Annotated in this window: 13 protein-coding genes; 4 read left to right on the forward strand and 9 right to left on the reverse strand. The window is 64.3% G+C overall.

Going from position 1 to position 12,853, the window contains the following annotated elements; all coding sequences use genetic code 11:
* Positions 1 to 2: 2 nt before the first annotated feature.
* Positions 3 to 1,163: an acyl-CoA dehydrogenase family protein gene (locus tag ACAG21_RS14230; RefSeq protein WP_370496986.1), complete on the reverse strand. Its 1,161-nt coding sequence runs from the start codon at positions 1,161 to 1,163 to the stop codon at positions 3 to 5.
* Positions 1,164 to 1,319: 156 nt separating this feature from the next.
* On the opposite strand from ACAG21_RS14230, the gene ACAG21_RS14235 reads away from it, so the two are divergent.
* From ACAG21_RS14235 to ACAG21_RS14250, 4 genes are read left to right on the forward strand one after another with little or no spacing between them, the layout of a single operon-like run.
* Positions 1,320 to 2,816, forward strand: coding sequence for an aldehyde dehydrogenase family protein (locus tag ACAG21_RS14235; RefSeq protein WP_370496743.1), 1,497 nt, complete (start codon positions 1,320 to 1,322; stop codon positions 2,814 to 2,816).
* Positions 2,813 to 4,024: a CaiB/BaiF CoA transferase family protein gene (locus ACAG21_RS14240; protein WP_370496744.1), complete on the forward strand. Its 1,212-nt coding sequence runs from the start codon at positions 2,813 to 2,815 to the stop codon at positions 4,022 to 4,024. Before ACAG21_RS14235 ends, ACAG21_RS14240 begins: the two co-directional genes overlap by 4 nt.
* On the forward strand, positions 4,024 to 4,974 hold the full coding sequence (locus ACAG21_RS14245) for a VOC family protein (RefSeq protein ID WP_370496745.1): 951 nt from the start codon (positions 4,024 to 4,026) through the stop codon (positions 4,972 to 4,974). The genes ACAG21_RS14240 and ACAG21_RS14245 overlap by 1 nt, the downstream gene beginning before the upstream one ends.
* 33 nt (positions 4,975 to 5,007) lie before the next feature.
* Positions 5,008 to 5,838 carry an enoyl-CoA hydratase/isomerase family protein gene (locus ACAG21_RS14250; RefSeq protein ID WP_370496746.1) on the forward strand — a complete coding sequence of 277 codons (831 nt, stop codon included), beginning with the start codon at positions 5,008 to 5,010 and terminating at the stop codon, positions 5,836 to 5,838.
* Between the two features lie 12 nt (positions 5,839 to 5,850).
* On the opposite strand, the gene ACAG21_RS14255 is transcribed toward ACAG21_RS14250, so the two are convergent.
* The 8 genes from ACAG21_RS14255 to ACAG21_RS14290 all read right to left on the reverse strand — a co-directional run bounded on the left by ACAG21_RS14255 (position 5,851) and on the right by ACAG21_RS14290 (position 12,852).
* A complete protein-coding gene (locus ACAG21_RS14255) occupies positions 5,851 to 6,459 on the reverse strand; it encodes a TetR/AcrR family transcriptional regulator (protein WP_370496747.1) in 609 nt (202 codons plus the stop codon).
* Positions 6,440 to 7,444, reverse strand: a complete 1,005-nt coding sequence (locus ACAG21_RS14260; protein WP_370496749.1) for a Rieske 2Fe-2S domain-containing protein — start codon at positions 7,442 to 7,444, stop codon at positions 6,440 to 6,442. Before ACAG21_RS14260 ends, ACAG21_RS14255 begins: the two co-directional genes overlap by 20 nt.
* Before the next feature lie 197 nt (positions 7,445 to 7,641).
* Complete coding sequence (locus ACAG21_RS14265) at positions 7,642 to 8,664, reverse strand: DUF2889 domain-containing protein (protein WP_370496752.1); 1,023 nt, start codon at positions 8,662 to 8,664, stop codon at positions 7,642 to 7,644.
* A gap of 9 nt (positions 8,665 to 8,673) precedes the next feature.
* Positions 8,674 to 10,134 carry an aldehyde dehydrogenase gene (locus ACAG21_RS14270; RefSeq protein WP_370496754.1) on the reverse strand — a complete coding sequence of 487 codons (1,461 nt, stop codon included), beginning with the start codon at positions 10,132 to 10,134 and terminating at the stop codon, positions 8,674 to 8,676.
* A gap of 19 nt (positions 10,135 to 10,153) precedes the next feature.
* The gene (locus tag ACAG21_RS14275; protein ID WP_370496755.1) at positions 10,154 to 10,969 is read right to left on the reverse strand and encodes a mycofactocin-coupled SDR family oxidoreductase; all 816 of its coding nucleotides are present in this window, start codon (positions 10,967 to 10,969) and stop codon (positions 10,154 to 10,156) included.
* An 18-nt stretch (positions 10,970 to 10,987) separates the two neighbouring features.
* A complete protein-coding gene (locus tag ACAG21_RS14280) occupies positions 10,988 to 11,200 on the reverse strand; it encodes a hypothetical protein (RefSeq protein WP_370496756.1) in 213 nt (70 codons plus the stop codon).
* A 6-nt stretch (positions 11,201 to 11,206) separates the two neighbouring features.
* Complete coding sequence (locus ACAG21_RS14285) at positions 11,207 to 11,656, reverse strand: Zn-ribbon domain-containing OB-fold protein (RefSeq protein ID WP_370496759.1); 450 nt, start codon at positions 11,654 to 11,656, stop codon at positions 11,207 to 11,209.
* A complete protein-coding gene (locus ACAG21_RS14290) occupies positions 11,653 to 12,852 on the reverse strand; it encodes a thiolase (protein ID WP_370496760.1) in 1,200 nt (399 codons plus the stop codon). The genes ACAG21_RS14285 and ACAG21_RS14290 overlap by 4 nt, the downstream gene beginning before the upstream one ends.
* Between the last annotated feature and the right edge of the window lies 1 nt (position 12,853).

Raw genomic sequence — 12,853 nt, forward strand, 5'->3', positions numbered from 1 at the left:
GGTCACGATGCGCGCCTCTCCTTCGGCAACCCGAGAATATGGTCGGCGATGATCCCGCGCTGAACCTCGGCGGTACCGCCCATGATCGTGGCGGCCCGGGAGTACCACCACTCCGCGCGTGCGGTGTCGAGCTCGGCGGGGCCGCCCCGGGTGCCGGCCATCATGTGGTCTCGCGCGACGTCGAGGATCAGGTCGTTGACCGCGCGCTCGGCTTCACTGCAGAGCAGCTTGTCGATACTGCTCTCGGGGCCCACGGACTCGCCGGCGGCGAGCTTGCGCACGGTGGTGGCGGCGCGGGCCTGCGCCGCCATGACGTCGACGTAGACGCGCGCGAACCGCTCTCGCTGGGCCGCGCCCGCTCCACGGGCCACCATGTATTCGCGCAGCCGCCCCAACTCCATCAGCACCTTGTTCAGCGCCGCATAGCCGTACATGCCGCGCTCGTACTGCATCAGGAACATCGTCACGGCCCAGCCGGCCCCGACCTCGCCGACCAGCCGTTCCGGCGGTACCCGGACGTCGTCGAAGAAGACCTCGGCGAGTTCGCGCCGCCCGCTGGCCAACGCGATCGGCCGTACCGTCACGCCGGGTGCGTCCGTGTCGATCAGTGTCATCGTCAGGCCGCGGTGTCTGCTCTCTGGCGACCCGGTGCGGACGAGCACGCAGAGCCGCTTGGCCGTACCGCCTTGACTGGTCCAGATCTTTTGGCCGTTGACGACGAATCCACCCGAGCCGTCTTCGGTCGCCCGGGTGCGCAGGGAGGCCAGGTCGCTGCCCGACTCCGGCTCGGAGAAGCCCTGCCCCCACCATTCGGTGCCGTCGAGGTAGCGCGGAAGGTACTCACCTGCCAGGTGGGGGGCGAACTTCAGGATCGCGGGCCCCATCACCTCCAAGCTCCAGGCCTGTGCCGGGATGGGCAGCATCGCGTTCGCGAGCTCCTCGTAGAGGACGGCACGGTGAATCTCGTTACCGCCCAAGCCGCCGGCCGCCTCGGGCCAGCCGTATCGGTTCCAGCCGTCGGCGTGCAAACGTGCCATCACCGCTGCATCGTGTTCGAGCCCGGCCTCGGCGGTCGTGGACGCAGCGGTGCGCCATTCGTCGGCGCAGTCGAGGTTGCGCAGATACTGGCGTAGATGCTGACGAAACGTGGCTACCTCGGACACCAAGTCGGCACTGTTCGCGGCGTCGTCGGCGGCGTCAAGCACTGCGGTAACCCCCCTTGTCCGGTATCGGGATCCGGCCTACGCTCGAATCAGCTAAACAATTATCTATAAGAGGTACACTAGGTCGCGCCCACAGTCCAGCAGGAGGAAGTGCCAATGACGGCATCGCCGGTCGACGCAACAACCGTCCAGTTCAATCCGGAAACCCGTCTCTATGTTGACGGCAGGCTGCGAAATTCTGCCACGGGCAAGACCGTCGACAACGTCAATCCGGCCACCGAGGAAGTGCTCGGAACCTGTACGGACGCGGGCGCCGAGGACATGGAACAGGCGATCGCCGCTGCCCGGCGCACATTCGACACCACCGACTGGTCGACTGACCACGAATTCCGCAAGCATTGCCTGCTGCAGCTGCATAACGCGTTGCAGGAGGAGAAGGAGGACATCCGCGGCGAACTGATCGCCGAAGTCGGTTCGACGGTGGGCATGACCTATATCGCGCAACTGGAGTGGCCGTTGGCCGATGCGGTGAAGTGGCCGGCGGAATACATCTCGAAGTTCGCGTGGGAGCGGATGCTCGACCAAGACGCCAAGATGGGGGTTCCGTACAACCGCGTCGTCGTCAAGGAGGCGATGGGGGTGGTCGGAGCCATCACCCCGTGGAACTTCCCGTTCGAGATCATCAGCAACAAGGTCGGCCAGATTCTGGCGACCGGAAACACCATGGTGCTCAAGCCGGCGATCGAGACGCCGTGGAGCGCGTTGCGGTGGGGCCGGATCATCGCCGAGCAGACCGACATCCCGCCCGGTGTCGTCAACATCGTTCCGGCGTCCGACAATAACGTCGCGCAGGTACTTGCCACCGATCCGCGGATCGACATGGTGTCCTTCACCGGTTCGACGGCGGTGGGCAAGCTCATCCAGCGTCTGTCCGCAGACACGATGAAGCGCAACATGCTCGAGCTCGGTGGCAAGTCGGCGTATCTGGTGCTCGACGACGCCGATCTGGACGCGGCGTTGCCCGGATGCATTGGCGCGCTGATGCATTCCGGGCAGGGCTGTGCGCTCGCCACCCGAATGCTGGTGCCGCGATCGCTCTACGAGCAAGCCGTCGAGGTAGCCACGGCCACCTTCGGTGCGCTCAGCGTCGGCGACCCGTCGGATCCCAACACCTTCTGTGGGCCGCTGGTGTCAGCCAAGCAGCGGGATCGGGTGCTCGACTACATCGACATCGCCAAGCGCGACGGTGGCCGCGTCACCGTCGGCGGGGGCGTGCCGGAGGGGCTAAACCGCGGCTACTTCGTGGCGCCGACGGTCGTTGCGGATGTCGAACCGGCTCACACGATCTTCCAGGAGGAGATCTTCGGGCCGGTCCTGTCGATCACGCCGTACGAGGGCGGCGACGACGCCGCTGTCGAGTTGGCGAACAACTCCCGCTACGGCCTGGCCGGGGCCATCATGGGCTCGACCGAGCGGGCCATGGCCGTCGCGCGCCGTATCCGCACCGGTTCGCTGATGATCAACTCCGCCATGTACTACGGCGCGGACGCGCCGTTCGGCGGCTACAAGATGAGTGGCATCGGGCGCCAGAACGGCCACGAGGGCTTCGAACAGTACCTGCAGACTAAGACGATCGGATATCCCATCGCATGACCGATATTCTCAATGGCGTTCGCGTAGTCGAACTCGCCGCGTGGAGCTTCGTCCCAGCGGCCGGCGCGGTGCTCGCCGACTGGGGGGCCGACGTCATCAAGATCGAGCACCCGGAGACCGGTGATCCGCAGCGCGGGCTGATCAGCTCGGGGATCGTCACAGGCGCCGGGGGCGTCAATCACTTCATCGAACAGCCGAACCGGGGCAAGCGCAGCATCGGTCTCGACTCGTCGACGGCCGAGGGTCTCGAACTGTTGATGAAACTCATCGAAACCGCTGATGTGTTCCTGACGAATCTGCTGCCGGACTCGCGTCAGCGGATGGGCATCGACGTCGAGCAAGTACGCACCCGCAACTCCACAATCATCTATGCCCGCGGCCACGGCTACGGAACCAAGGGCGATCTCGCTACGCAGGGCGGTTTCGACTTGGCCGCGTATTGGGCACGTGGTGGGATTGGCGAGGCCTACGCCGCCGGCGACGGCTCATACCCGCCGTTGCAGCGACCGGCATTCGGCGACGTGTACGGCGGCTTTGCGATCGCCTCGGGCATCGTCGGCGCACTCTACAAACGCGAGCGCACGGGGCAACCATCGGTGGTTGACGTTTCCCTGCTCAGTTCGGCGATCTGGCAGCTGGGCCCCGACATCGTCGGCGCGGGCATCACTGGACAGGACATCCCGAAGTTCCAGTTGGCGGAGATGCCCAACCCGGTGGCCAGCATCTACCAGACGCGCGACCGACGCCACATCGCCTTCGTGCTCCTGCAGGCGGACCGGTTCTGGGCCGATTTCTGCACGCGACTCGGGCGGCCCGACCTGATCGCCGATGAGCGATTCGCCAACGCCATGGTGCGGTTCGAAAACCGTGCCGACTGCATCGTCGAACTGCGCAAGACGATCGGTCAGCATGACCTGGCGCACTGGGAGGCGGCGTTCAAAGGCTTCGACGGGGTGTGGGACGTGATGCGCACTGCGCGCGAGATTCATGATGACCCACAGGTACTGGCCAACGGCTACCTACCCCGCACGTCCGACGCTAACGGCAACGAGTTCGCGCTGGCGGGTAGCCCCGTGCAGTTCGACGAGGCGCCATTGTCGCTGAAGTGCGCTCCGGGGCACGGCGAGCACACCGACGCGCTGTTGGCCGAATTGGGATTCAGCGAGGACGAGATCATCGATCTCAAAGTCAAATCGGTTGTTCTGTAGTGGCATCCGATGATCTAGCTCGCCGGTTCCTGCACGTCAACCTGAACTGTGAATCCCTAGAAGCGACGGAGCGGCTGTACTCGGGCGTTCTGGGCCTGTCGGCCAGGATGCGCACCGACCCGACTGTGCCGACCAACGGCGCCATCCTGGGCATCGACGACGAAACCTACTGTTCTACTGCGTTTCTGTACGACGCGCGAGGTGGGCGCGACGGTTGCGCACTTGAGGCGATCGCCTACGAATCCCCGCCCCTGGCACGCGACCAACGCACCGAACCGACCAGACGGGGCATCCGCGCCGCGCTCATGTGGGTGGCGGATCTGGACAATGCCGCTGCGGCCCTGGGCGAGGCGGGCGTGCCGGTCGGCGAACCGGTTGAGGGGCCCATCTCGGGCGCGAAATCGGTGCTCGCACTCGACCCCGACGGCGTCGTCGTCGAGTTAGCCCAGGCCGCAAACGATTTGGACGCGTCGGCCGGCGCTCTGTTTTCCGGCATCCGCATCGCGGCCATCGATATGCTCGCCACCGCGGAGTTTATGACCGCGATCGGTTTCATCGAGATCGAGGCGCCAAGGACAGTACCGGTTTCGGGCAACCAGTTGGCGCCGGGCGGCTCAGCCGATTCCGTCGAATGCGTCGTCGCTCGCTTCGCGCTTGCGGAGGACCGGGAACGGTTCACCGTCACGGTGGTCCAGCATCCGGACACCACGACTGATGCGCCGGTGCCGTGGGGCGGCAACCGTCAGGGACTCTATCGTTGCGCATTGCGGGTCGAGAACGTGGACAAGGCACTGTCTGCTATACCGAATTCGGTTGAAAGGATGGGTGATCCGGTGTGGTGCCCGCTACCCGGAACCAAGATCGACGGCTTGTACATCGCGTTTCTGCGGTCGCCGGATGGCGTGGTGTTCGAGTTCGTCGAGCGACCGCTGAAGTTCTTCAGCAATTGACGGACCGCCGAATTCAAACGATCGAGGAGTGACATGTCGGCCGAACCCACCGAATTCAGCCCCCGCCCGCCTGACGGTGACTGGCTGGGCACGCCCTTTCTGAGATTCGAGCGCGAGGGCGGCTTCGCCGTCCTGACGCTCGACCGCCCGGCCGCACGCAATGCGATGACCCCGGCGATGTACTTCGGGATTCGGTACGCCATCTCGCGGGTCAACGCCGACGAGAACCTCGCCGGGCTTCTGATCACCGGAACCGGAGACGTATTCGCCCCTGGCGGTGATCTTGCCCAAGGCGCCGAGGACAATTGGATGGACTTCGCTGTGACGATGGGCATGGACGTCACACCGTTCGACAGTCTGCGTCAGTCGGCCAAACCCGTCGTCGCCGCCGTGAACGGTCTCGCCCAGGGCGGCGGGCTCCAAATCGCCCTCTGCAGCGACATCGCTGTCGTCAGTGACCGGGCGACTTTCCGAGTCCCGGAGCTGTACCGCGGAATTGCTGACACTTATTACAGCCATATGCTCGCCAGAGTGATCGGGCCGGTTCGCACACGGGACCTGATGTTCACCGGCCGGGTGCTATCCGCCGACGAGGCGGTCGACTGGGGCTTGGTCGCTCGGAAGGTGCCTCACGACGACCTGATGGCAACTGCGCGTGACGTTCTCGCTCAGTGCTGTCGTACCGCGCCACAGGCGCGTGCCCTCGTCAAGTCCAGTCTCGACAACTACATCGGCCTTTACGATCGCATCGGGATGAAGGTGAGCCTCGACGGTCCCGAGGCTCGCGAAGGATTCATCGCCTTCAAGGAGAGGCGATCACCGGATTGGGTGCATCCAGAATTGCGGGTTGCGGGCCGGCTGTAGCTGCTCGTACGTTCAGCCGATCAGTAGGCGTGCAATCATTTCCGACAGCGCGAAGACGACACTGTCGCGCGACGCGGCGGGAACCTCGTTGTGTTGGACCGTCAACCACGTACGGTCGAGCATCGCCATCACCGACACCCCTAAAGCGGTGGGCTCGGCTTCGGGCGGGCGCGCCGATAGCTTGGCGATCTGCTCGCCGAGAACCGCGGCCGTTCGGCCGTGGGCGCGGGTTACCGCTGCGCGGAACTTCGGATCCTGCGGCGCATCGTCGGCGGACCGGATGACAAAGGCGCCGTTGCGGTCCAGGTAGGAGAAGTAGTTGTCGACCCACCGCTGGACCGCCGACTGGGTTGGGGGGTGGTCCAGCTCCCCGAAGGACTCCACGACGTGCAGGGCTTCGCGGTAGGTGGCCGTACCCAGCTCGATGAACAGTTGAGTCTTGTCGGGAAAGTAGTAGTAGAAACTGGCGCGGTTGATCTGCGAGAGATCGGTGATGTCACGGATGGTGACACCCGAGAATCCCTTGCGTGCGAACGCTACCCGCGCAGCGTCCAGTATCGAGTCGCGCGTGCGATCGGATTTGCGACGCCCTGCGGGGCTATCAGACGCTGTGGCCGACAAGTCGGTCCGCCGCAGCCTGGTGCTCGGGATAGAAGTTGGAGCACCACGCACGTAGCTTCTTGAAGCCGGCCGCCTCGCTGGTCGCCAGTGCCGGGGGGTCCATGTACTGCTGGTGATCCCAGATCTGAATATCCTGGGGCAGAGCACGTTTTGCTGCTGCGAGCCGCTCGGCGAAATCATCACATTCGTCATCGATCCAGTAGCCGGCGAAGATATCCGAGGTCTCGTCATCGACCGGCGTGGTGCATATGGAGATGACCCGAATTCCCTCTCGCGTGTGTTCTCCGTTAAAACTGACCCCGATGCCCGACCAGTAAATCTCGATCGTGTTGAGGGTGTCGTCAAGACGATCCTCACCGTCTGCCCACCGTCGGCCGAAGCCGACCTTGGCTGACCAAGTCGAGCTATCGGTGTGTTCTCGCAGAACCGTTGGACTGATCGGGGTGCGATGCACAAAGCGGAAGTGGTGGGGGTCAACCGCGTTTTCCGCGATCACTTGTGGATGTACGTGGATATTCGCGAATCGCGTGCGACAGTCCGCGCTGAACGGATGGTAGCTGCGCGAAGCGACGTGATCTCCCAGCATCTCGAAGCCAGTCGGCAAGCGCCACAATGGTTCTCGACCCGCGGCGTCATGCCAGACGAATATCGATTCGTTGACCTCGGCGACTGGATAAGAACGAATGCGCCGGCCCCTATTGGGGCGGTCCTGGTAGGGGATGCTGACGTTACGCCCCTGGCCGTTCCACACCCAGCCATGAAACGGACACTGGATGCCGTCCTCGACAACGCAGCCGCCGAACGCGAGATTGGCGCCGAGGTGCCGGCAGTGAGCATCCATGACGCACACTTGCCCGTCGTACCCGCGGAAGGCGACAAGGTCACGGCCGAAGTAGTGCAGGGCCTTAACTTCACCGATTTTCAGGTCGGCGCTCCATGCCATCTGAAACCAGCCGGTCGGTTGCATGGTGGGCCAGTTCTGCATCGATGCGCTCCTTCGCCGAAGATCCACTGTCAGTGGAGCATACCGCAATTTTCAACACTCATGTCGAAAAAGTGGCCACGGCCCCCTCGGCTGCCATTCTTCGAATTTGGGCGTACCACCTCGGCGTTTCAGTTGGCCAGCAATTCCAACCGGGACCGGGCTGGGTTGGGCACTGGTGCTCCATTCGTCGGAAGTCCTCAGGCGGTGCGCAATAGAGAGATCAGCGCCGCGGCATCGGCCATGCTGCGGAGGAGGTCGTTGAGGTGCGTGCACGTTGATGTGCCGAACAGTTCTTGACGGACCCGAAATCCCAACTCGTCCAATCTCATTCCGACGATTTGAGTAGAGCTTGCGGCGGCGCCGGGGCATTCCCGCCAGGGCAGCACTCTGGGCACCGCCTCCGAGCTCAGGATGACCCCAGTGTCGGGGTCTACTGATGCGTCGAGCGTGTACTCGTGGATGATGGTCTCGGTGCCGTCGGCGCGCACATAGCTATCGCGGAATATCGCATCGATCAACATCTCTGGACTATCCGAGCCCTGGTGCAGATCAAGTCTTCGTCGCCGCCGCATACCGTGAATGGGCAGCGGGGCCATGTCGTGCCAGGCGAGTGGATCGGCCGGGTCCTCGAGGGCGGGGGCGGTCGGTCCGGTGACCACAGCAGGGTCGCCTGATCTGAACGACGTCATCAGCAGGCCGCCGGTCACGAAGCCGGCGCACTGATCGGCCACCGGTAGATAACCCGACTTCGTCCCGTTACCTAGAGCACCGGATGCCGATAGCGCGTGCCCAGAGATCAGCGTGGCGACCGGGACGTCGTCGAGCAACGTATAGCGCAAATCCCGGCGTGGCCGTAGATCGGGTGCAGCCTTATCGACCGCGGCGCGAAAGCCGCTCATCGCGGGCGCCCCGACGAGGTGCAGGTCGGCAACGGCCGGTTCTAGCTCGAGGCGGTGGACGACGCGGGCGACCATCTCGACGGTCGCTTCCAGCCGGGCGCGGCCAGCCTCGGTCGCGGTGCCGTCGCGGGCTGTCTTGAGGTCGCGTGCACGGCCCGACAAATACACCGGATCGATCGAGCCCGGATCGCGGGTCATGTCGATGGAGCTGGTTCGCCGCACCGAGCCGGGCAGTCGTCGCGGCGTCCCTTGCGTCGGCTCGTGAATACCGTGCAGCGGATGGAGACCAAAACGTGGTGTGCCTAAATCGGTTCCGCTCATATCGGGGATTCAGGCGATACTGACGCTCTTGGTCCGCAGGAACTCGTCCAGCCCATGTCGGCCGCCTTCCTTCCCCATACCGCTGATGCCGATCCCGCCGAAGGGTCGGTGTACCGCCAGGTTCATGGCGCCGTTGATCAGCACCTCTCCGGTTTCGAGTGCTTCAGCGACACGGTGGGCGCGCTTGAGGTCGTTCGTGAACACGTACCCGGACAGCCCGTAAGGTGTGCTGTTCGCGATGTCGACGGCTTCATCTTCGTTGTCGAACGGGATGATCGACAACACGGGTCCAAAGACCTCTTTTTGCGCCAGTTCGGAATTGGGGTCGACGTCGGCGAACACCGTGGGCTGCAGGAAGTATCCGTCCGCGAGCTCGCCGCCGATACGTTCACCGCCCGTGACCAATCGTGCGCCGTCTAGTTTGGCGCGGTCGATCATGCCCAAGATCCGTTCTAGCGCTGCGGCATTCACGACAGGACCCGCCAGGGTGTCGGGTTCCAAAGGGTCGCCCACTTTGATCATCGACGCTATCGCCGCGACTCGCGCGATGACGTCGTCGTAGAGCGGACGCGCCACGATCATGCGGGTGGGGAGTGCGCATCCCTGACCGCTCATCAGGCCCACCGACATCATCGTGCCGACACTGCAGGCGAGGTCGAGGTCCGCGTCCGCGAAGACGATGTTGCCGGATTTGCCGCCGAGCTCCATAACCGCGGGCTTGATCTGCGCGGCGCAGGTCGACAGGATCTTGCGCGCCGTGTCCGGGCCGCCGGTGAAGCTGACTTTCTTGACCAGAGGGTGTGCCACAAGGGCGGCCCCGGCTTCCGTCGAGCCGGGAACCACATTGACCACGCCATCGGGAATACCCGCCTCGGCCGCCAGATCGGCAAACAAGGTGGCACTGAACGGGGTGAGTTCGGACGGCTTGATCACCACGGTGTTGCCGGCGGCAAGGGCCGCAGGCACTTTCATCGCCAACGAGATGAGGGGGCCGTTCCAGGTGATGATCACGCCGACGACCCCGTAGGGCTGGCTCAATGTATAGCTGAACTCACCGTGGGTACGGTACGAGCCCGACACTTCGCTGGTGATCTTGTCGGCCCATCCCGCGTAGTAACGGGTCCATTCCACCGACATCGCGACTAGTCCGGCCACCAATCCTGCTGCCGTGCCGTTGTCCAAGGTGCCGAGCCGGATGAAGTCATCGGCGTGCTGTTCGATCAGATCTGCCAGCCGAATCAGCACGCGACGACGTTCGGCGGGATTGACCGAACGCCAACTTTGGAAAGCATTGTGCGCCACGCGCACGGCCTCGTCGATCTCCACCGGACCTGCCATGGGAACCTCGGCATCGGGTGTGGCCGTGCACGGGTTGATGTGTTGGAAGGTGCCTCCGGACGCGGTGTGTCGTTTTTCCTCGCCGATTCTCAGCGAAACTTCCGGGGGAGTGTCGAGTCTTGATGCAGTCACTGGCCTGTCCGTCCTTCGCCTACCGAACCGCGAAGCCGGCGTCGAGCGGCCAGGCGGTGCCGGTGATGAATCTGCCCGCGTCGGAAACCAGCCACGCGACAGCTTCCGCGACGTCTTCGGGTTGCAGGATCTGTATCGGCAGGACGTTCTGCATGGCAGACAGCGCCGCGTCGTTGGCTTCGAAGAGTTTGGCCATCGTCTCGTTCATCACCATGCCGGTTGCCACCCCTGTCGGGTGGATGGTGTTGACCCGGATCGAGTGCGGCCCAAGATGATTGGCCCACACCTGCATCAAACCTACGAGACCGCGTTTGGCGGCGGCGTAAGCCTGGCCACCCGCACGGTCGGTGCCGGTGGCCTTCAAACCAGCGCTCGAGCTTGTGATTACAATCGATCCGCCGCGACCGCCGTCGATCAGGGCGGGGATCGCCGCCTCGACGGTGTTCCACACGCCGACCAGGTCCACGTCGATGATGTCCCGGAAGATCTGACGCCGATTAGAGCCCTCGCTGAGGCGGACGATTCCGGCGTTCGCCACGACGATGTCGATACGGCCGAATTCGTTGACACCCTCGCGGAGGACGGCGTCGACGGCCTCGCCGTCGCGGACGTCGGCTTGGCGGGCCACAATTCGACGGCCCCGATCCTCCACGAGCTTGACCGTCTCTTCGAGCTCGGCGAGCGTAGCGTTGGGATAGTCCATCGAGTCGATGTCGGCACAGATGTCCAGCGCGACGATGTCGGCGCCTTCACTGGCGAGGCGGACTGCATGCGCGCGGCCCTGTCCTCGAGCGGCGCCAGTGATGAAGGCGACTTTGCCTTCGAGGTTTCCCACGGATTGTCTCCCTTGACGTCAGTCCGGCAGGCTGCCGGTGTGGATGCGTGCCAATCTCAAACCTTCTTCGGAGTCGTCGACCTCGACGCTCCAGTTGCCGCACGAGCAGGTGCCGCGAAAGTATCCGTTTTCGGGAAGGATCGTCTGTCCGTCGCAGTCACCGCCGGTGTTGGCGATGCCGCCGAAGAATTCCAGCGGCTTCTCATGGAGTGCGCTCTCGTCGTCAGCCACTGCGCCTCACTCCTTCCGAACGTCGGCGGCCCGGAACACCGGGAGCATCCAGCCGTCGGCGATGGGGGAAAAGTCCACGCGCAGAGCCATTCCGATCGTCACGTCGGTCGGCGCGATGTCGACGATGTTGCTGACGAGCCGGGCTCCGGGCGCGTCGGGGAGGTCTACCACGGCGGGCACCACGATGAGCTCGGGCGCGCCGGGGATCCCGTGGACGACCGCGAAGCTGTAGACAGTCGCAACGCCACTGAGTTCAGTCCAATCGAGCTCCGTGGACTGACAATTGGGGCAGAACGGTGTCGGCGGCAGCCGGAAGGTGCCGCAGTGGGCGCACTGCGGCGCTACCAGTCGCCCTTCCTTCGCTGCCTGCCAGAACGGTTCGGTGTCTTTATTGACGGCGATCCTGACGTGTTCTCCGGGAAGGGCGGTCGCCAGCGTTGCAGGAGGCGCGCTCATGCCGCACGCCCCAGAATCAGACCGCTGACCGGCAGGCTGGCCGGCCCTCCGGTGACCAACGCGAGCTCAGCGTCGGACACCTGGTTGATCGCGGTGCCGCGCATTTGCTCAACCCCTTCCATAATGTGGGTCATGCCGATGATGTAGGCCTCCGACAGTTGACCACCGTGCGTGTTGAGCGGGATGGAACCGCCGTCGTAGCGGATCGCCCCACTCTCGACGAAGGCGCCACCCTCGCCCTTCTCGCAGAACCCGTAGTCCTCGAGCTGCATCAGCACCATCGGGGAGAAGTGGTCGTAAAGCAGCGCCACATCAATGTCGGCGGCGCAGATCCCGGCCTGCCGGTAGAGCCGGTCAGCGATCGGCTTGTTACCCGAGGACGCGAAGTATTCGTCGGGCATGCCCATCCATGCGAATGCGCGTCCCCACTCCTTGACTCCACCATGGGCGGCGGCCACCACGGGGACCGGTGGCTGGCGCAGGTCGCGGGCACGGTCCATGCTCGTCGTGATCACTGCGACGGCACCATCGGTCTCCTGACAGAAGTCGTAGAGGCACAACGGTTCTGCGATCATCCGGGCATTGAAATAGTCTTCGAGCGTGAGTGGCTCCCGGTGTATGGCCTTGGGTCGGTTCAGGGCATTGGTGCGTGTGGAGATCGCGATCTCGGCGAAAGCCTCGCGCCGCGTGCCGTAGAGATGCATGTGCCGACGCGCCAACACCGACATCAGCTGGCCCGGGCCGAACAGCCCTGACGGCTGCAGGAACGAGTTGATCGGATCGGGCGCCATCGCCGAGAACACCGATCCCAGACGCTGTTTCGACTGCTGCAGCGCCATCACGGTGACGACCACGGACGCATCGCCGGCGACAACGGCCGCCCTAGCCAGCCCGATCGCCCCGGCTGAACCACCGCCGCCCGAGGTCAGCGCGGCGGTGAACCGGACCTCCGGAATGCCGAGAGTTTCCACGAAATCGCCGGTGTCCATCTTTTCGGTGTAACCGGCACTCGCACCCGAGTAGTAGGCGAAACCGTCGATGTCGCGGACGGACAGTCCGGCGTCCGCGCAAGCGGCGAGGATCGCCTCACCGGCGAGTTCGGTGATGGTCTTCGGAAGTGACCCGCCGCGCTTGTAGTAGGGCGTCGCACCGATTCCGACGATGGCGACGTCACGCAGACCATTCGAATTACCCACC

This window comes from Mycobacterium sp. pR1184, from assembly GCF_041287235.1.
Classification (GTDB): domain Bacteria; phylum Actinomycetota; class Actinomycetes; order Mycobacteriales; family Mycobacteriaceae; genus Mycobacterium.